The organism is uncultured Ruminobacter sp., from assembly GCA_902764345.1.
Lineage (GTDB): Bacteria > Pseudomonadota > Gammaproteobacteria > Enterobacterales > Succinivibrionaceae > Ruminobacter.
In genome coordinates, this window is record CACWVT010000021.1 from 31,925 (window position 1) to 52,822 (window position 20,898).

17 protein-coding genes and 1 pseudogene are annotated in these 20,898 nt (G+C 43.1%); 4 read left to right on the plus strand and 14 right to left on the minus strand.

Going from position 1 to position 20,898, the window contains the following annotated elements; translation table 11 throughout:
* Positions 1-82: 82 nt before the first annotated feature.
* Together QZU58_RS05365 and QZU58_RS05370 are read left to right on the plus strand one after the other, a co-directional pair.
* Positions 83-379: pseudogene (locus QZU58_RS05365) on the plus strand (BspA family leucine-rich repeat surface protein); the annotation flags it as partial.
* Between the two features lie 348 nt (positions 380-727).
* The gene (locus QZU58_RS05370) at positions 728-2,464 is read left to right on the plus strand and encodes an alpha-amylase family glycosyl hydrolase (RefSeq protein ID WP_294495565.1); all 1,737 of its coding nucleotides are present in this window, start codon (positions 728-730) and stop codon (positions 2,462-2,464) included.
* A gap of 572 nt (positions 2,465-3,036) precedes the next feature.
* Here QZU58_RS05370 and QZU58_RS05375 read toward each other — a convergent pair.
* From QZU58_RS05375 to QZU58_RS05410, 8 genes are all read right to left on the minus strand, one after another.
* On the minus strand, positions 3,037-4,212 hold the full coding sequence (locus QZU58_RS05375; RefSeq protein ID WP_294495567.1) for a bifunctional chorismate mutase/prephenate dehydratase: 1,176 nt from the start codon (positions 4,210-4,212) through the stop codon (positions 3,037-3,039).
* Positions 4,213-4,841: 629 nt separating this feature from the next.
* The gene (locus QZU58_RS05380; RefSeq protein ID WP_294461124.1) at positions 4,842-5,330 is read right to left on the minus strand and encodes a chemotaxis protein CheW; all 489 of its coding nucleotides are present in this window, start codon (positions 5,328-5,330) and stop codon (positions 4,842-4,844) included.
* Positions 5,331-5,514: 184 nt separating this feature from the next.
* On the minus strand, positions 5,515-6,525 hold the full coding sequence (locus QZU58_RS05385; protein ID WP_294495568.1) for a chemotaxis protein CheW: 1,011 nt from the start codon (positions 6,523-6,525) through the stop codon (positions 5,515-5,517).
* The gene (locus QZU58_RS05390) at positions 6,522-7,298 is read right to left on the minus strand and encodes a ParA family protein (protein WP_294461121.1); all 777 of its coding nucleotides are present in this window, start codon (positions 7,296-7,298) and stop codon (positions 6,522-6,524) included. The genes QZU58_RS05385 and QZU58_RS05390 overlap by 4 nt, the downstream gene beginning before the upstream one ends.
* 55 nt (positions 7,299-7,353) lie before the next feature.
* Positions 7,354-8,979: a chemotaxis response regulator protein-glutamate methylesterase gene (locus QZU58_RS05395; protein WP_294495570.1), complete on the minus strand. Its 1,626-nt coding sequence runs from the start codon at positions 8,977-8,979 to the stop codon at positions 7,354-7,356.
* A 75-nt stretch (positions 8,980-9,054) separates the two neighbouring features.
* Complete coding sequence (locus QZU58_RS05400; protein WP_294495572.1) at positions 9,055-11,571, minus strand: chemotaxis protein CheA; 2,517 nt, start codon at positions 11,569-11,571, stop codon at positions 9,055-9,057.
* Between the two features lie 39 nt (positions 11,572-11,610).
* Positions 11,611-11,997, minus strand: a complete 387-nt coding sequence (locus tag QZU58_RS05405) for a response regulator (RefSeq protein ID WP_294461117.1) — start codon at positions 11,995-11,997, stop codon at positions 11,611-11,613.
* Positions 11,998-12,325: 328 nt separating this feature from the next.
* Complete coding sequence (locus tag QZU58_RS05410) at positions 12,326-13,435, minus strand: MalM family protein (RefSeq protein ID WP_294495574.1); 1,110 nt, start codon at positions 13,433-13,435, stop codon at positions 12,326-12,328.
* Between the two features lie 265 nt (positions 13,436-13,700).
* Between QZU58_RS05410 and QZU58_RS05415 the strand changes: the two genes are divergently transcribed.
* Both QZU58_RS05415 and QZU58_RS05420 read left to right on the plus strand, forming a co-directional pair.
* Complete coding sequence (locus tag QZU58_RS05415; protein ID WP_294495576.1) at positions 13,701-14,969, plus strand: carbohydrate porin; 1,269 nt, start codon at positions 13,701-13,703, stop codon at positions 14,967-14,969.
* On the plus strand, positions 14,899-15,063 hold the full coding sequence (locus QZU58_RS05420) for a hypothetical protein (RefSeq protein WP_294495586.1): 165 nt from the start codon (positions 14,899-14,901) through the stop codon (positions 15,061-15,063). The genes QZU58_RS05415 and QZU58_RS05420 overlap by 71 nt, the downstream gene beginning before the upstream one ends.
* Positions 15,064-15,724: 661 nt before the next feature.
* Here the strand turns inward: QZU58_RS05420 and QZU58_RS05425 are convergent.
* From QZU58_RS05425 to QZU58_RS05450, 6 genes are all read right to left on the minus strand, one after another.
* Positions 15,725-17,074, minus strand: coding sequence for a carbohydrate porin (locus tag QZU58_RS05425; protein WP_294495578.1), 1,350 nt, complete (start codon positions 17,072-17,074; stop codon positions 15,725-15,727).
* A gap of 353 nt (positions 17,075-17,427) precedes the next feature.
* Entirely contained in the window at positions 17,428-17,751 is a 324-nt protein-coding gene (locus QZU58_RS05430) for a YqcC family protein (RefSeq protein ID WP_294495580.1), read from the minus strand.
* A 194-nt stretch (positions 17,752-17,945) separates the two neighbouring features.
* Positions 17,946-18,164 (minus strand): DUF3545 family protein, encoded by a 219-nt coding sequence (locus QZU58_RS05435; RefSeq protein ID WP_294461521.1) that lies wholly within the window; start codon positions 18,162-18,164, stop codon positions 17,946-17,948.
* A 455-nt stretch (positions 18,165-18,619) separates the two neighbouring features.
* Positions 18,620-19,057, minus strand: coding sequence for a Holliday junction resolvase RuvX (gene ruvX / locus QZU58_RS05440; RefSeq protein WP_294461524.1), 438 nt, complete (start codon positions 19,055-19,057; stop codon positions 18,620-18,622).
* A 51-nt stretch (positions 19,058-19,108) separates the two neighbouring features.
* Positions 19,109-20,008 carry a hypothetical protein gene (locus QZU58_RS05445; RefSeq protein ID WP_294461526.1) on the minus strand — a complete coding sequence of 300 codons (900 nt, stop codon included), beginning with the start codon at positions 20,006-20,008 and terminating at the stop codon, positions 19,109-19,111.
* A gap of 323 nt (positions 20,009-20,331) precedes the next feature.
* Entirely contained in the window at positions 20,332-20,769 is a 438-nt protein-coding gene (locus QZU58_RS05450; RefSeq protein WP_294495582.1) for a hypothetical protein, read from the minus strand.
* Positions 20,770-20,898: the final 129 nt, after the last annotated feature.

Genomic DNA, 20,898 nt, shown 5'->3' on the forward strand with positions numbered 1-20,898 from the left:
TGAACTTTCTACGGGCATTACTGTTCCGGTCTGATATAATACCCCGTTTAATCAGCCCATAGGACAATGAGACACCTCCAATGTTACCTCCATGGATGCGATGTTCCGTTTTAATTCCGACTTCAACCAACCGATTGAAAACCGGGATACTGGCAATGTTCAACACATGGGAGCAATGTTCATGAATGCAAGAGCTTTCAACCAGCCTATAGGTCAATGGAACACGTCAAATGTAAAGTACATGTATGAGATGTTCGAAAATGCAGAAGCTTTCAATCAGTCCGTGGAACATTGGGATCTGTCTTCAGCAACATATATGACAGACATGTTTAAAGGATCCTCATACAGTCATCATATTCCCGTTAAACAGAATAAATAACAATCTGTAAGCAGACATTCTTTGCTCATTATGACTCATGATTATGGTATGAATATCACAAAAGCAATCATGAGTCATCCATCACGTTTTCACACAAAAAAAACAGCATTACAATAAATAATTTCACGCAAACAGTTAAAATTTATCAGTTTGTATATGTGCAAAAACGGACTCTCTGTGCAGTCTGTTTTTTCACATGAATACCTTCCTTCAGGATTGTTTTCTCACGGTCTGGCGAATGTTTTTCCGCCCCCGGAAACTAATCCGCAGAACATGAAACAGTCCCGATACAGTGCAAAAACACGTGTAAATGAAAAATACAATAATGGACATACAAGGAAATAATAAATGATAAAACAATCAATCATTGCCTCAGCAGTTCTCTGTGCAGTTATGGCTTTAGCCGGATGTAATTCCACTGCTCCTGCCAAGAAGTTTGCATGGCAGACAGATGACAATCCGAACAACATCAACTGTGCAAGAAGCGGCTCCACAGCATCAGTAAATCTTTCAGCCAAAGATCTTAACATGTCAACAACTGACAACAGAGGCTGCTTCAACAGCGACAATAAATTCTGCGATCTCAGAATTTACCAGATTATGGTTGAAAGTTTCATGCACGGCGCCAACGGAGCTCCTGGGGTTCAGCAGTCCTATGGTCCAAGCAAACATCAGGGTAACCTTAAAGGTATTATTGACAATCTTGATTACATCAAGTCTACCGGTGTAAACGCCATCTGGCTGACTCCTATATTCACAGTCACCAAAATTGAAGGTCAGTCTCATTCCGACGACTTACTGGACGGCACCGGCTATTTCACTTCAGACTATTTCTCCATCGATCCGAGATTCGGCACCAAGGAAGACATGAAGAAGCTTGTTGACACCGCTCACTCAAAGGGAATATACGTATTCCTTGACGGTGTTTTCGGTCATGCAAAAATCAATGTTAAAACCAAAAGTCCGAAGGGCAACAAGCTGGTTCTTAACAGAATGTGCCGTGACATTGGCGGATACGATGATAAGATGACCTTAAAGTCAGCCACCTGCTTCAAGGTTGATGAATCAATCGACTTCATAAAGGAAGTTGCCACCTACTGGATCAGAGAACTTAAAATTGACGGATGGAGACTTGACCAGGCTTATCAGTTGGACTCTAAGCAGTGGAAGCAGGTCAGAGACGCAATTGAAGCTGAATCAGCAAAGAAGAGCAATACCTACGTTCTTAACGGCAAGAAGGTTCTTCCTCTCGGTTATACGGTTGCCGAAATCTGGACTGAAAACCCACAGGAAATCGAAAAGAACGTATTCGCAAACGATGGCGTAAGCAGTGCATTCAACTTCCCTCTCCGCAGCCAGCTCGTAAGGGTTCTGGCAACAAGAGAGGATCCGTTCACTCCGGGCAGCTGTCAGGCTCCCGCAAAGTCTCTCAATGACGACATCCTCAAAAAGATGAACGGTTACAGCAGACAGTCCATCATGAACAACTTCCTGACCAACCATGACACCGTACGTTTCGGTGACCTTCTCCAGAGAGCCAAGATTACGGTTGACGGCCAGAATAACAGGGACTACTACGATGCCCACCTCACTGCAATGAGCTTCAACGCCGCAATGTCCGGTCCTTTAACCGTCTACTACGGTGATGAAACCGGTGATGACGTAAAGGGATTCAGCCAGAGTCCTAAGAACTGCATCATGCTGCATCAGTGTGATGACCATGTTTCAAGATCCGACGGTCATGTCAACAACCTTACTGATGCCGAAGAGAAGCTCAAGGAAAATGTTTCTGCAGTTCTTAACTTAAGAGACACCCATCCTGCGCTTGCTCATGGCAAGAGAGTACATCTCTACAGTGATCACTCCCTCTATGCCGACTTCAAGCAGTACGAAGCCGATAAGGTGATTTATGTAATGAACTCAGGTACCGGTGACCGCAAGATTACCATTAACAATGATGTCTGGGGCAAGCTTGGTCTTAGCTCAAAGTGTACCATGAAGTCACTCTTCGGCGGCAGTGTAAAGGACAACGTAATCACTGCTCCTGCCCTCTCAGGTACATTCGTTAACGTAACCTGCAAATAGCATTCATAATTTCATGATTTGCTGAATTTTAAAGGACTGTCGCCGACAGTCCTTTTTCGTCTGTTTAAGTCAAAGATACCGCTTTAGTGGAAACGGCTAAGATACGCGGTAAACTCTGTTACTTATTGTCCTACCGTCGTTTTTACCCGAAAAATATCTCTGCTTTCTTAAATATTCTCTAATCTCAACATAATAATCGGTACCATTATTATTCGAGAACGCCCAAACCCCCGCAAAATAAAGCTTTGCAAAACTTATAGCTCATATTTTCATCAAAAAAAGACAAACTGAATAAAAACCGAACAGCGGGTTTTATTATTTTGTGACAGCTTATGCAAAAAATATTAAGTGGTATTTGCAATCTGTTATGAAAAGGTTATCATACCCGTGTTTTCTCCATTAAGTTTCCTATGGAGTCATGTGTTTCTTCATTAATTTCAACCATCACATTAGAGTAATGTGATGGTTTTTTTTCACCTGATTCTTCACCATGAATAAAAAAAACCCCGGTACCTCAGCACTCACATGAAAATGCTCCGGAACCGGGGATTTAAGTATCTTCCGCGAAAGAACTATCTTCCGGCAGTATTGCTTACGGCATAGCAGCCGAGAACACGGATTGAACCGGTAACTTCCCTAAGCTCGGCAAGAAGAGCCGTCATAAGAGGAGTGTTGGCGTTAATAAGAATGTCGGCATAGAAGGTCTCATCCCACACGCCGCGGGTTTCACTGTCAAGATTATTCTGAATTCTCGGTCTTGACTGAAGCTTGACCACATTGATGTTGTTTCTGCTGAACACGTTAAGTACCCTCACCAGCGAGCCCGGGGTATTTTCGGTGGTAAAGGTTATGGAGGTTTTGGCCTCAATATCCTGAGGAACGATCATGTTGCTCATGCCGATAACAATGAAACGGGTAATATTACGTTTCTGATTGGCAATGTTACCGTGAATTGACTTTAATGAATAAAGAGCTCCCGCTTCACTGCAGCCGATGGCGGCACAGTCGTCGCGATCCAGATTCTTTACGGTTTCCATGGCTTCAGATGAGGAAGAACAGGCCTTAAGTTCCACGTCAGGCAGATTGGCACGAAGCCAGTCCGAACACTGGCTGAATGGCTGAGGATGTGCGTAAAGACGCTTTATTCTGGATAACTCGGTATCTTTCTTTACCAGTATGGTATGCTCAATAGGATATGTAAGCTCACCTATTATCTTTACGTCTGACTTCTGCAGCAGGTCGTACACCTCATTGATACATCCTGATGACGTATTTTCAATGGGAAGAACACCGCAGTCGCATTCACCTGATTCCACGGCCTTTATGATATCGTCAAAAGAGGTACAGTTCTTCGGCTGAATATAATCACATATTGAATTAAAGTATTTATAGGTGGCAAGATAAGAATAGGTACCGACGTTTCCCAGAAATGAAACGTTCAGCTTTCTGTTGAGCTGGTGATTAATGCCCACAATTCCCTGAATATAGGAAATCTGCTGGGAAAGGGAATTGGCAAACACGGTTCGGAAGACGCTGTCAACAAAATCAGGGGAAAGATTCAGACTCATGCCGGCATCCATAAGTCTCTGCATGCTCTGTTCGTTTTCATGGGGTTCACGAACGGGCAGACCGCTATTGTATTTAATGTCGGCCATCCGGATATCCAGATCCCTGCGCTTTGCCAGAAGACGCAGAATCTGTTCGTCAATTTCATCAATGGAACAACGTACTTCAGATACAGTATTCATTATTAAAGATTCCCTTTAATACCATTACCAATTCATTATTCAGTGTATTAGGGAATTATAACAGTCTTTGACTAAGCCTGCATGTGATTTTACCTCAGGCATAACACCTGCGTTAAAATACGGAATGCCCGGCATCGAAGAACTGCGTGCTGAAAATATTAACTGAGGCCAATGTCTGATGACAATGAAGGACCACGGATAACGTAATATAAACACCTAAAGTGAACGTGATCAGTGCAAAGAATAATGAGGCAATCTCTTATACCAATATGTTTATATGTATTTTATAATTTATTATATATAAAATATTTTTAGACAAATAAAAAGCGGATATAATGGTGGTGTTTATATCCGCTGGTAATTTCATAAACTCTCAATTTATATTACCAAATATCATATTATTATGAAGAGATAAACCGTTACCACTCAGTTGATAACGATTTCATAATATAATAGTAGCCCAAAATAAAAAACTTATCCACTAATATTTAAAAAAATGTGAAAAAAGTACAAAAAAAAAGCAGAATATATATTTTTATATCGTTAAATAATAAATTTTATATTGTCACACCTGTAGATATGAATAATTATTATAGTATCAAAGATTGCTTTTTATAATAACTTCATCATTAATTGAAATTGTTTATTTCCTGCCACTCATCATCGGTAAGAAGCTTCTCCAAATCGATGAGAATCATCAGACAGTCGTTTCTGTAGCACACACCCTTAATAAACTTTGAATTCGCATCGATACCGACATTAGGAGCCGGATCTATTTCATGCTGGTAAAGATCAACCACTTCTGAAACCCTGTCAACCAGAATACCGACAACCTGCTTGTCCACCTCGATAATGATAATGCGCGTGTTATCCGTAATTTCCGCAGGACTGAGACCGAAACGCATTCTGGTATCAATAATGGTTACCACGTTACCGCGCAGATTGATGATGCCGAGCACGTAGTCCGGCGCCCCGGGAACGGGAGCAATCTCGGTATAGCGAAGAACTTCCTGAACCTGCATTACATTAACGCCGTACACTTCCTTTTCAAGCTGGAAGGTAACCCAGCGCAAGACGTCATCAACCTTCTTTTCCTGCTTTACATCGTTCTCCATCATAGGTCGTTCTCCTGTAAAATCCATATGATTTAAAAATAACACAAAGAAATGGTTTAACCTTGTTATTTTTTCAAATGAAATCTAAGTCTATGACTGATTCAACAAAAAAGGAATCGGAAACGGAATGTAACCACCTGTCACGATTCCCTGACTGACTTCTGCACTGTTACCACGCTCTCAGAGCTCAGCGTCTGCTTAATGTCTTTGGAGGCTGATTCAAATATATGTCCAGTCCGGAATCCAGCATTTTCTCCAGCTCGGTGATATGAAGCAGTGCACACATGTCTTTTTTCAGAATTCCTGCAAGCCACGGACGATCCCCGTGAAATACTCTCCACTTGACGTCCTCTCTTTTTATGGTTTTTGTACCCAGCAGTTCATCGCACTGCAGACACCATTTTTTATCCTTGCAGAGAATCACGAACTTGTATTCGTGATCAATGATTTTTTTCCCGGGAAGCATCCACTTTGCCGTATCAACAACGGAAACCTTCTGCTTCTGGATGCAGGTAAGCCCTGCATACCAGTCAGGCTTTCCGAAAAGCTTATTGATTACTGCCGGTCTGAATATGCCGCCAAGCGTGAAGAGAGGTGCAGCCAGTACAACCCCGGCCACCTTAAAAAGCAGGGCCGTGAACTCACTGTCTGTTTCAATATTACACCAGCGTTCGGCATTCTCTGTTTTCTCATGAGTGTTTTCACGGATTTCTTCATGAACTTCAGCCGCCTTTTCCGTAACTTCAAGTTCAGCCTTAAGGGATTCTGTCCGGACGGACTGTTCAGCCAGTACCCGGTCTGCTGTTTTAACTGCCGTCTCGGTTTTTTCCGCAACTGCGGTCTGAGGTTCTTCAGCAATGGCAGCAGGTGCTGTTTTCAGAGAAAATTCCTGAAGATCCTGCTTTTCAGCCGTTACGACGGTCACAGCCTGAACGGAATCAGGCTTTTCGTCAGGTACCGTAACATCCTCTGCCACGGTTTCCGTAAGAGTAGCAGTGTCAGGAGCGGAACTCTGCTCGGCCGTAATGCTCTCCAGCATGCGCGACAGATTCTCGCTGCTGAAGGATTTTTCCAGGACCTCCTTCTGCGACAGCTCTGCCTTCTTTTCCTGCTTTTGAGGCAATACGGGAGAAGCCGGATCCGTTAACAGTGAATTGAAGTAATTCACCATTGCTTCATGCTGATCTAAACGGCTCATAGACTTTTACCATCCCGGTTCAGCAGGTCGGCTGTCAGCATTCGGTATGCCTCCACCCCGCGTGCGTGAGGATAAAGCATTGACGCAGGACGGTGTCTCTCACTGGCATCCCTAAAACGGGTGTCTATAGGAATCACTCCGCTCCATACATTCGCTCCGTAACTCTGTCTGATTGATTCAAGACTCTGGTTTGAAGCCTTGGTTCTTCTGTCATACATCGTCGGAACTATCATGTAATTCATTTCTTCTGCTTTTGTTCCCTTCAGTATTTCGAAGGTCTTCATCATTCTTTCCAATCCTTTAAGGGCCAGAAATTCAGTCTGGGTCGGCACGATAATCATTGAACTTGCAGCCAGTGCGTTAACCATCATAACTCCAAGAACGGGAGGACAGTCTATAATGGCCACGTCAAAATCACCGCTCAGCAACTGCAGTGATTTTTTCAGAATAAGCCCCACCCCGTCCCTGTTAAGAGTTTTATCTAAGGTCGCCAGAGCAATGGAGCCGCCGATAATGCTGATATTATCCTCACCGGTACTGATTACCGAAGCCTTAACGGTATCATAAGAATAATCATTATTGGTAAATAAATCCAGCATTGTATGATCCAGCTCATCGGAATCATAACCGAAGCATGCCGTTAATGAAGCGTGAGGGTCAGTATCCAGAAGCAGAACCCTTTTTCCTTCTGCCGCCAGAATTCCGGCCATGGTTACCGCCGAAGTGGTCTTGCCGACGCCACCTTTCTGATTTGCTACTGTCCAAACAATCATATCAATTACAAAACTCTCTGTATTTATCCTTCAGTATATTCTTCAGCAGGACTGCTTATCTGCCGCACACTTCTTCAATAATGCTTCTCGGCATATCATCAAGTTCCACGACTCTGTCGGCATATCCGGCCTGAATAACGGATTTCGGCATACCGTAGATTACGCAGGAACTCTCACCCTGTACCCACACCGAAGACCCGGTTGAACGGAGAATCCCGGCACCTCTGGTACCGTCAGCCCCCATTCCCGTCATAATAATTCCCAGCACCCTGTCATTATAGATTTTTGAAAGGCTGCCCAAGGTTATGTCAATGCACGGACGATAATACAGCTCAGCCGGACTCTTCCTGATTCTTATTACGTACTTGCCGTTAACCCTGGTAACCAGAGTCTGCATTCCTCCGGGAGCGACATAGGCACACCCCGGCTGGAGTTCCTGACCGTCATACGCTTCGGAAACCCTGATTTTCCCGGAACGATTGAGTCTGTCGGCAAAAGCCTTGGTAAAATTCTCAGGCATGTGCTGAACAATGATAATCGGTATCGGAAAATCGGCCGGGAAATGCTCAATCATGCTGAACATGGCGGCAGGACCTCCGGTTGAAGCTCCAAATACCAGCAGTGAATACGCCTTTTTTCTGTTTTTAACGGCTGTTTCGAGCCGCACGTTTTCTTCAATATCGAGAGACTTGTCCACAAATGGCTGATTACGCTTTACGCACATCAGAGTGCTGACTTCATCTCTTGACATTATCCCGACATCTGATTTCAAGACTCGGTCACGTAACTTTTCGTCAGACGATTTTAAGATCTCAGCCTTGCCAGGAATCATCTTCTGCGAAAACTTACCTGCATGAGCCTGCTGTCTGGTCTTTCCGTCTTCGTTGAACGAATTCTGAAAATTATGAAAATCGCTGCTGTTTTTTCTTAATTCCGTCTGTCTCTGCAGATCTCTTGCAAAGGACGTAAAGGAAACATCCTTCCATTTCATGTCATCAGCCGCAGCTGCCTTATTATCTTTCTTGTTTACAGCCTGTTCAACATCAATCCCGGGCATGACTCCACCCTTCTTTTCGGAAGATGACTTACCGGCCGGTTTTTCCGTTTTCATGAAAAGATCGGAAGTATTTCTTGAAATCTGCTTTGAAAGACTGGAATACTCATTGGCAGGTGTCTGTCCCCTCTGAACTTTCCCTTTGGAAATATCAGATGAAGACATCTCAGGAGACCTGTTTTCCCTGACAGGAGACTCACTGTTTCCGGTTCTTATTTTGACAATGTTTCTGGCCCTGCTCAGTGCAAGAATCTTGTTGGTAACAATCTCAATGACATCCTCACGGCGGGCTGCTAGCTCATTGAAGTTCTTCGGCAGAAAATCCAGAGCTCCGAACTCGAGAGCCTTCATGGTAATGTCGGCACCGACAGTCGTAAGTGCTGAAAACATGAGAACCGGAACCGGAGCTTTTTTCATTATGGCTTTTAAAGCTTCCAGTCCGTTGATATGAGGCATTTCAATATCCAGGGTTACCACGTCAGGATGAAGATTCTGAACCAGTTCAATGGCCTCTTTTCCGTTTGAGGCGAACCCTACCACCTCTATTCCTTTTTTTCCGTCGATGGCTTCTGATAGTCTTCTTCTGAAAAAGAAGGAGTCATCAACAATCAGTACTCTCACGTTCATTATAATCAAGCATAAATCATCATTTTATGATGAATGCATCCCCTTGTTGCAATTATTGTAATTCTTATTAATCTCTTAAGCCAGTTTGGCCCTGTACATGTTATTTACGTATTTTCCTGCGTATGAACGCAGCAGTCCCGGAATATCTACAATAAGGGATATTCCGCCCTGAGACGTTATTGCCGAACCTGCTATGCCCGGAACGCCTCTCAGCAGGACATCAAGAGGTTTAATTACAACCTCTTCCTGTCCTATCAGGTCATCAACCACAAAGGCCACCATGTTATCGGCTCCGCCAAAGCTGTGAACCATTATTACCGGAGCTTCGGACGGATGGGTTATTCTGTTCTTGTCCCTTACCAGCCAGTCCTGAAGATAAAACAGCGGATAAGCCTTTTCCCTGATGACAATTGTTTTCTGACCATCCAGATTGTTTATATCATCAAGCTTCAGATAAAAAATCTCGTTGATTGAACTGAGCGGCAGTGCAAAATTCTGATTTCCAACCAGAACCATCATGGTAGGCAGAATGGCCAGGGTAAGCGGAACCTTGATTTCAATTGTCGTACCGCTGCCCTTGCGGGAATAAATGGTAAATGAACCGTTAAGCTTGGCGATGTTGGTCTTAACGACATCCATGCCCACACCGCGTCCTGATATGTCGGACACAGCTGTCTTTGTGGAGAATCCCGGAGCAAAAATCAGATTGTATGACTCCTCTGCCGTCATGGTCTTGGCTCTTTCACGATCGAGAATTCCCTGTTTTATGGCCGTATTCTTTATGACCTCAGGATCCATGCCGTAACCGTCATCCATAACCTTCAGAAGTACATGATCACCCTGCTGTGACGCACTGAGGGTTATTTTACCTACCCTGTTCTTTCCGGCCTTTTCGCGTACATCAGGCGGTTCAATACCGTGATCACAGGAATTTCTCACAAGATGGATCATAAGATCAGCAAGCGAATCCACGAGATTCTTGTCCAGATCCGTGTCCTCACCTTCGGTTACCAGTTCTATTTCCTTGTTCAGGTTGCGTGCAAGATCCCTCACAACTCTAGGGAAACGGCTGAACACACGCTTAATCGGCTGCATGCGTGTTTTCATTACGAGTCCCTGAATGTCCCCCGTAATAAGATTCAGGTTGGCAATGGCTTTCTGAACTTCCTCATAATGATCGACAAGATTTTCATGAGCTCCGCTGAGACTCAGCAGTCTGTTTCTGACAAGAACAAGTTCCCCCACCATGTTCATGATGTCATCCATGATTTTAACGTCAACACGTACCGTGGTATCCGCAACGGCACCTGAACCTGATGAGACATGATGTTTATCGGATGTGGCGGCCGGTGACTGGCTTACGGAATTTCCTGCGGAACCGTGAGTAACGGTGGCAGAAGCAGAAACTCCGCCGGCATTATCAGCCGTGCCTGAGGAACCGGTGGTTTTGTAATTGTTTATCCCCAGAGGCTTTGGCGCAGCTTTGATTTCCTGTTTAGGCTCGGAAGGCGTACTGGATTTTTCGGAACCGGATCCGGTAGGAGAACCTCCCTGTCCGTATAATGAATCCAGAAGGTTCTCAAAATCATCATCTGAAAAGTCTGTTCCGCTTCCTGCGGCCGGCTTTAAGGTATCCGGCATCACGGCAGCTGGCTTTGCAGGCTCAGTTTTCTTTGTCTCGGCACCTGCCTTAGCAGAAGCAGTCTTTTCCGCAGCGGAAACAGAAGTATCCTCCTCATCAAGGTTTTTCAGTTCCGGAATGGATATTGGCGTGGCTTCGGCGACGGAAAGCATTGACTCGAAATCATCATCAACGGGATCCCTTACGGTATCTGCTTCATTCTGAGCTCCGGAATCTTCTTCAGATTTTTTGTTTTCAGAAGCCGCTCCTCCCTGAAGAGAATCAAGAAGAGCCTCAAAATCATCGTCAGAAAAAACCTGAGCACCGGCATCCGGAGCTTTAGGTAAATCATCTGACTTAACAGTGTCGCCTGGAATCGTGCTTTCCTTCTGAACGGCTGTATCGTCTCCATCACCGACAGAATCAGCATTCAATGAATTCAGCAGATTTTCAAAATCGTCATCGGAAAAGTCGTGATTTATGTTCGGAGACTTACCATCACTGTCACCGGAAGCCGGTTTCGGCTCAACAGACGGTTTGCTTTCTTCAATGACCGGTTTTGGTGAGGCAGGCACGGCTTCTCCGGAGGCAATGGTATGAAGTCTGTCAATTAATCCGGAATCGGGAGGTGTCGGCATATTACCTTCCTTCAGCTGGGTAAACATGCCGCAGATGCAGTCATAAGCCTGAAGCACTACATCCATCAGTTCAGGTGATATCTTACATGTATCCTTACGCAGGGCATCAAACACGCTTTCTGCCCCGTGGCATACGTTAACAAGATCAGTCAGATTCAAAAAACCTGCACCGCCCTTAACCGTATGAAAGCCTCTGAAAATGGAATTTAATAAATCTTTGTCTTCCGGAGTTTTCTCAAGATCAACAAGCTGAGTGGCTAAATTATCTATTATCTCTCCGGCTTCAACCAGAAAGTCCTCAAGTATTTCCTGGTCAACCCCGTCTAAAGCCATACTTACACCTTTACGCCGTCACAGTTTACCAATAAGAAACTATTGCCCCATTCTCTCAAAAATTCTCTGCATTTTGGCCATAAGAACATCTCCGGCAAACGGCTTGACGATAAAGCCGTTCAAACCGGCCTTTGCAGCAGCAACAAGCTCTTCCTGCTCAACCTTGGCAGTTACCATCATTACCGGGATTTTGCAGAGCTTCGGATTCTTCCTGATGGCCACCAGCAGATCAAACCCCTGCATGTTCTGCATGTACCAGTCCGTAATAACAAAATCAATGTCACCGTTCTCAAGAAGAGGAAGCGCAGTAGAACCGTCATCAGCCTCGCATATGTTTTCAAAGCCCAGTTCATTGAGAATTTTCTTTTCAATTTTTCTCGTTGTTGATGAATCATCGACAATGAGAATTTTCATTGATTTATCCATAGCCAGCTCTCAAACCAAAAAGCACCTGAAATTATTATGACAATCCCACGGATTAATTCAGAGATCTGCACGACAAATAACACATAGCGGTGTCATGTGTTTGGCAAAATGTGATACATGCGCATTAATGATATGCCTGAAGCAACTTCTGTCATCATATATTCCTCAGAATTGCCGTCAGACAAAACACAATATTCATTAACCGCCTTGAAAATAGACGACAGAGAAGTTTTTTAAAACAATCATCACCGAATATATAACAGCCGAATAAAAAAACCCCCGGTACCAGCTTTACGGCACCGGGGGTTACACATTCTTCAGGGAAGTATTACTTCTTTGCCTTTACGGCCTCAATAAAGGTCTGCTGAGCCGTATCGGAACCTGCTCTCTGAGCCTCGCCAACCAGAGACATTGCTTTTTCATAATCCCCTGCCTGAACAGCCTTCTTAATAAGTCCGTTATACATTTCTTCAGTTTCCTTCATCATAGGAATCTGAGGCTGATTTGAACTCTGAGCCGCCTGAGCCGTTCTTCCGACATTTTCCAGATTTGTTCCGGCTATGTCATTTGAATTAACCAGACTGTTGCCCTTACTGTCGGTGGAAATAACGGCAGTGGTTCCTTCACGCTGTGATGACACGGAATAAACCTCACCGGATGCCAGAACAACATCCTCATGACGGTTGTTTTCTCCCGCCGCGCCATCTCCAATCAGCGGTCCGTCAAGATAGCTCATAAGATCCTCAACGGCATTGGTATCCTCCTGACGGAACTTAAAGCTGATGGTAATGGTTCCTATAGGAGCATGCGGGATCTTAATATCATCAAAATGAGGAGGTACCACATTCTGGGCAAGGGCTCTCTTTACTTCAGGATGCATCATTGAAGTAGTTTCGGCACGATTGCTGTCTGTTGTATAAATAACCATGTATGCAAGCTCTCTTCCTGGCTTGGCACTTGCATTGTTAATGACTATCTTACTTGCCAGAACACCATCGGTAAAGGCACTGTCCCTGTACTTAAACGCATTAGGCTTTATTGTGCTTACGATCTGCTTCCTTGCATTATAAAAATCCACCTTCGGCTGGAAGGTTGTATTTATGATTTCGGATTCAAAATTTATTGAGAGATAGCTTACGTTAACAGGAAGCTGAAAAATTTTAAAAAAGCTCTTACCTGTTGGGAAATTAAAGGCCTGAGCATTTTCAAGATCAAACTTATAGCTTTCTTCAGATGTTTTGGTAACGTTGATTATCTGACCATTAAATATATTGTTTTCACAGCAGACCTTTGCTTCGTCAATCTGTTTATTGGCTTTATCAATTGACAGAAAAGAAGGTGCCGGTTTCACGAACATTTCAGAAATAGCGGAACATCCTACTGCAGACAGTAATACTGCTGTGGTAATCCCGACTGAAAAAATAGACTTAAATAACATGCATCCTCCAATAAGAATTTACACATTTTAACTCATAAGACAATAATTTTCACAAATAGTTTACCTCAGCAAAATTATTTTTATCAGAATGGCAGATGAGAATATGAAAATAATTATTTAAACCAAAACATACAGTCATGACATTTGATTCAATCTCAATCAAGATTATTATTTTCTGAAGAAAAAATCTTCCAAATCCGTTGAAATACAAAGCCTACAGCAAATTTATGCCACAGATAAATTTTCATGATAAGAAGGATTTATTATGAAGATTAATTGGCTTCCTTTAGCAGCTGCAGTTGCTTTTGCTGCTGGTTCAGTATCTGCTTCAGCTGTTGATTTCCACGGTTACTTCCGTGCAGGTGCTCAGCTCAATGCCTTAGGCGGTGAAGTTTACTGTCTTGGAAACGGTAATGCTGGTCATAAGGTTGGTCGTTTAGGTGATGAGTGCGATACCTATGCAGAATTCGCTTTCAGTCAGAATGTGTATGACAAGGCTGGTAGTAAGTTTGATGTACACACCCTTTTGGCTTATGGTACAACCGAAAGCTTCTCTTATCATGACACTGAGCTTAGACCTATAGATGCTCAGGGTAATTCATGGCAGGGTGTTGGCGGTGATGGTCCTTGGGGTGGTCAGCGCACTTCTGTTCGTGAACTGTGGGCTGGCTACTCAACAGACGGCGGATATTCAATTTGGGCTGGTAAGAGATTTTATCAGCGTAAAGATATCCACATTATGGATTTCTACTACCTGAACAATTCAGGCTATGGTGCCGGTATTGAAAACATTGACGTTGGCAATGGTTCTCTTTCTTTTGCCGTTATCAAGTGGGCAAACGGCGGTAACTGGAATCATTCAAACGAAGTGGCGCTCACTGACTGGGACGATGACAAGGAATTGTTAAACCGTAACGTATATAAGCTTGATGCCCGTTGGAATGGAATAGGTCTCGGAGCTTTAGGTGCTTTGGATGCATCTGTAATTTACGCATTACCTGCTATTTCAGATCATCAGCGTGAAAGAATTTCAGCTGAAAGTAGCAATCGCATGAATGTTGCTAATTCTGGCGCGTTAATCACCTTAGACTTAGGTTCTAACTTCGGCTCTACCGTAAATGTAAATAACCACTTTATTACTCAGTGGGGTAATAACGGCTTTGCTTACGTAGGCGCCTTCAAGAACCATGCCGGCGACAACTACACTCCGGACATTGATGCAAATGGTGTTCGTGTAATCGACTGGGGTACTTTAGATTGGGGCTCAGACTTCGATTTAGGTTATTCTCTGTTCTGGTCTCATCTTGACAGTGGCAAGAAGCACAAAACTAGTCAGGCTTGGGTTTATACCCGTTCAGGTTGGGAATACAGCATTGTATTACGTCCAGAATACAAGTGGACTGAATACACCCGTACCACTTTAGAATTAGGTTACTCAGAAATGAAGCTGGGCTCGTCCTGCAATCCGCTTCTATGTTTCATACTTAAGTGGCGATCAGGTTGCAAATGGCAATGCCTTCTATGGTGCATATGATGGTAATTGGCAGGCCGGCAGAATGTTCAGAGAAGCACAGAACGGCCACAACTACCAGTTCACCTTCGGTACTCAGGTTGAAGCTTGGTGGTAATAGACTTTTTCGTTACTTATTCACATAGTAATTGAGCGTAACAAAGGCGGAGAATTTAGTTTTTTTTTCTATCCGCCTTTTTTATTTACGTAATATAAAAACATATCAGACACAGGTCTGAGTCAGCAGCAAGCATAATTTAAGCATTTTCACTGAACAAAACTGAGATTTCGCCCATTAACTAAACTCTAGAAACAAATGTGTCAGAATAATTAAACAGGCGGAACAAAACTAATGTAAAGAACGAATTCAAACTGCGTACTAATGACGATTACAGATTCATATATACTGAATTCAGTCTTTAATCTACCTTGTAAAATTATTTTTCTTTAATCTATGACATCACTGACTCAAAGCATCCTTGAATCGTAATCTAACTACATAGTAAATACTTATCGGTTTAGGTTCATCGAAACCGGACAGCTTATGATTCTTATAACAGAGATTCAGTTGGAATTAATTCATCTGACTTATTTGAAAACAACTTACAAAGATTAGAAGACAACGAATAAATAAAAATTTATCTTGAGACTGACTGCTTAAACTGTTCAAGAATTGGCATAACAAGCAAAAGACTGATATTCACAGACAGAATAAAAAAGAGGGGCTTTAAGCCCCTCTTTCTCTTATTAACTTAATAAACTAACAGTTTACTAAACTATTACCACCAAGCTTCAACCTGAGTACCGAAAGTGAACTGGTAGCTGTGGCTGCCGTGGTTCTTGTTTCTGTACTGAACGTTCCAACCATCAGAGAACTGGTCACCGTTGATGTAAGAAGCGTAGAAGCGGATAGCTGGACGAGACCAGAAGCCCTTACCTGGGGTGAACTGCTGAGCAAGGGTAACCTTGTAGAGGTCTGGATTACCATACTTTTCATCAGCAACCCAACCGGTCTTCTTCATTTCTGAGTAACCTAATTCTAAAGTGGTACGGGTGTATTCAGTCCACTTGTATTCTGGACGTAATACAATGCTGTATTCAACACCGTGATTCTTACCGCTGTTGAGATGACCCCATAAGAAGCTATAGCCTAAGTCGAAGTCAGACCCCCAATCTAAAGTACCCCAGTCGATTAAACGAACACCATTTGCATCAACGTCTGGAGTGTAGTTGTCACCGGCGTGGTTCTTGAAAGCACCTACGTAAGCGAAACCGTTAGAACCCCACTGAGCAATGAAGTGGTTAGATACGTTTACGGTAGAACCGAAGTTAGAACCTAAGTCTAAGGTGATTAAAGCACCTGAGTTAGCGGTGTTGGCACGTGGACCAGCTTCGGCGTCCTTCTGCTGCTTAGAGATTGCTGGTAATGCATAGATTACGGAAGTATCTAAAGCACCAAATGCACCGAGATTGATACCGTCCCAACGAGCGTCTAACTTGTAAACGTTACGGTTGTAATCTGCAGTACCGTCGTTAGCCCACTTGATAACTGCGAAGTTTAAGTTACCGTTACCAACATCGATACCTTCGATACCAGCACCGTAACCTGAGTCATTCAGATAGTATAAATCGAGGATGTGAATATCCTTACGTCTGTAGAATCTCTTACCAGACCAGATTGAGTAACCGGCATCGGTATCGTACTTAGCATAAGCTTCACGGAATGAAAGACGCTGTGAATTCCATGGAGTATTTTTGGTCTTAATTACTATACCATCTTGTGTCTCACCCAACTCGTAATCAGAACCTAAACCCTGCCATGAATTACCCTGAAGATCTCTGTAACCTTCAGTAGTACCGTAAGCAACTAATGTGTGAACTGAGAACTTGCTGCCAGCCTTGTCATATACGTTCTGACCAAGAGCAATTTCAGCATAGGTATCACATTCATCGCCTAAACGACCAACCTTGTGACCGTCGTTACCGTTACCTACACAGTAAACTTCACCGCCTACGGCATTGAGCTGAGCACCGGCACGGAAGTAACCATTAAAATCAACAGCTGAAGCAGATACTGAACCAGCAGCAAAAGCAACTGCAGCTGCTAAAGGAAGCCAATTAATCTTCATAATAAATCCTTCTTAACATTATTAAACTTAATTCTTCAACCCGCATACGGCTAAACCACCTAACCCGCAAGTTGATTGCATACATTATACTTTTCAAAAAAATAAAATGGAATTGACACCGATCACAAAATGTTAATTTGTTATTTCATAATTGAACTTTTTAAAAAATAATAAAACACAATAATATTCTGTAATCATCAATTAATTTAGTATATTGCTCTGTAAAACGTCAATTAATTATCTTTTAGCAACATTTTATACATATACACATAAATGTATACTGCACAAATTTCACACAAGTTTTATCTTTTGGTAAACCATCAGCAATATTCCGTTTTGTGACTTATGGTGCATTATCGCTGTGCAAAAACCAGGTCTAAATTATAAATTGCCTTCAAAAGCCCTTTATATTCACTGATTCTGTTTCTGTACACCTCGGTAGCATACGGAAATATCTTAACATTCTGAGGGAGCGGAGCCCTGTTCTCCAGAACAGTATTAAAGGTTTCAATCATTACAAACCTGAGCCATTCATGAAATTCCATGGTATTCATGTTAAACGGAATATCAGAGGTAAAAGCCTCTTCCCCGGGTCTCTCGACATCCCACAACCCGAGCTTCTCGAGCTCACTGCGAATTTCCTCAAGTCTCTGTGCAACCAGTATGTACTTATCCATGATTTCCCCTGATATATACGGCTGCCTATACAGACTCCGTCAACCGAAACCGCCGGCACGCCACACCTTAATAAAAAACGAACCGCATTCTAATACAGCATGCGGCACAAAAAAAGACTCTAAACACAACTTTAGAGTCTTTTGAAATTTAGGTATTAAGTAATCCAGTAAATCCGTCTGATGATTTCGTGACGTCAGAACTGCATGAACTCGTCTGATGAATATGGATCAAACTCAGGATTGATTTCCCTAAGGTCACGGAGGAGTCTCAGCTTGCGGGTGATACGCTCGATGTCTCGCCAGCGGCTCTTCTTTTCCTTGCCGGCCTTGCCCTTGGATGCGGAATCGTTTCTTTCAACGGACTCAACTGAATCAAGTTCAGCTGTTACAACTTCACCAGGAATATCACTCATAATAGAACTCCTTTTGTTCCGGATTAGATTTAGGGATATGATGACCTAATGAAACTTTTTTAGCAATTGTGTTGTTCTGGATATGAAAACCTTTTCACAGTTTTTCAGGATAAACGCTGAAAAACCTGCTTAAAATATTTATATTCCTCACAAAATCGCCAAACCGACAATTCGTTACAGGCTGTTTAATTTTTTGATCGGGATTGCAATTCCGTATCGTAATTACAGGGATCCGCAAAAAAACCGCATTTTTAAAAAGCAAACATTTTACTTAAATATATACGGTTACCCGGATAAGAAAAATTACACAAAACCTGAAAATCACTTTCAGATTTTGCTAATCATAAGCACAAAATAAATTATTTTGAAGATGTCAGACTTACCGGAATGACTTTCTCAGCCGTCTGACTGAAGAGTAAAACATCATCCGAACCGATATCATTATCCGAACTCCGTTATTCGAAGCACTCCTCAAAAAAGCCTTCAAGAATCACCACTGCAGACATGGAATCCACCTTACCCTTGGTAAGGCCTCTGTATCCGTGATTTCCGAAAATATGCTCCCTTGCGGTGCGGGTTGACAGTCTCTCGTCCTTGAAAATCACCTGAAGATTATATTTGGCCGCAGTTCTGTTGCCGAACTTTTTAGCCTTGTACGTTACATCCTGATATGTGCCGTCCATGTTAAGAGGAAGTCCCACCACAATGATGTCGGGATTCCATTCGGCAAAAAGTCTGTCAAGCTCATCGGCATTGGGAATTCCGTCAACGGCCTTAAGGGCCGGAAGCATGCTGGCCGTACCGGTGAGCTCCGTTCCTACGGCGACACCTATGCTTACGGTACCGAAATCGAATGCCAGAACCGTTCTTTCTCCCTTTGCCTTTTTAGCCATCAGTAACCTCTTCAATTGAATGTTTAAAGTAATCGCAAATGCGATGCCGGATTATTTACGCCCTTTCGGAATCAGACTCATGCTTCTTGACGCGTCATTAAAGCCGTTGATGCTTGACGTGCGTCTGTTCGGACCCACCATTTTAAGAGGAATAACCGGAGAATAATTCTTTATGGATTCGTAACAGAATTTACCAACCAGGTCATAAAGCTTTTCCGGTGAGGCATTTGATATCATTATCGTATTGAGCTTGTTGTTTTTTCTCCAGCGCAGCAGCTCACCCAGTCTGATTCCCTGAACCTCGGTAAGCTTTCTTTCTCCAACCGCAACCTCATCTATTACGAGAAGTCTGTTCGTCTGCAGCTGCTGACAGAAATCCTGATACTCCTGACTTGAATCAAAGCCGCTCAGGGACTGGAGTCTGTTGTTGATGGAATCAAACTGCATGAACATGAAGTCAACGAGATAAGTACGCATGATTCTGTGGGCTATACTGCCGGCGAGCATTGATTTGCCGATACCGTAATCACCGTAAATCCATATGAGCGAGCCGCCGGTATAAACGTTTCCGCTCTCCTGATCCTTAAATCCCTTTTCCTGAATTTCAAATGTCTCACACCATTTCTTGCAGTACTCGACAATGGCCCGGTACTCCGGACTGAAGGACAGATCCATGTTTTCAAATTCCCATGTCGGACTGATTTCGCAGTTCTGGGTAAGATATTCAATACGCTTCTTACGTTCAGCATCCTGTAATTCCCTAAGCTCCTTCATGGCATTGTCGGCATACATCTTCTGAATGTCTTCGTATGAATTAAGCTTTGATCCCGTTACCCTTTCAATTTCCTCAGTAACGGTCTTAAGCTTATCTTTATCAATCTGCTTGCCGACAAGCGTGTCCGATACCATTTCGAATATCTGATCTATAAGTTGATTCTTTGCATCAGCCATAACGTTAACCCTTAAACTAAACCGCCGTCAGCATGTAAAATTCTCATGCGGCTAATCCGCCGTATCCGTCAACTCACGAATCCGGGGAATTCGGAAGAAACCACATCTCCGTTACGTCAACCGTAACAGTATAGCACACGGAAGACTCACGTATCCGTTATACATGGTCACATTGAGGAAATAAACCGGACTCCGGTGACGTAAAAAAAACTTCCGGTACGTTTCCGCAGTTAACGGATCAGCCGGAAGTCATGACGTAAGGCACCTGATCTTTTTCAGGTCCCGTGTTCAGCCCGTCCGGGCTGAACCTTCAGAAAACGCACTTACCTGTGGGAGTTCCAGTATTCCATGAATTCAGGAGTCTTTGACCAGTACTTAATGCCCCAGTTCTCAAAATTCCATTCATCCATGTAATTATTGCATTCAAAATCGATGTAATAAATGAGCCCGTCACGCACCACGAAATTTGTAGGGAAGTAATCAATATTTGTATTTGAAGGATAAAGAAGACGGCACATGTCCTTTACCTGACTCACATAGTCGTCCTTCATTTCATCCCTGCATACCAGATCATAGATAGTATCGCCTTCTATGTATTCCTTAAGGACTCTTTCATTCTGAACGTCAACCTCAATCATCTTCGGTATTCTGATGCCAATATCAGACAGTCTGCGATAATCATTAATTTCCGACTGAATCTTGTCACCGAACTGATAGTATGAGCATGGTTCGTGATGGATCTGTTTAAGAACATACTCCACACCGTCCTTTACCGCAAGGTAGGAATAACCTCCGCTATTTTGGATCTATAAAAACCTATAAAATAAATTTTTTACCAAATTAAGCCTTCATCGCCAGATTTGCCAGCTGATTCTTATTTAAGTCAGCCA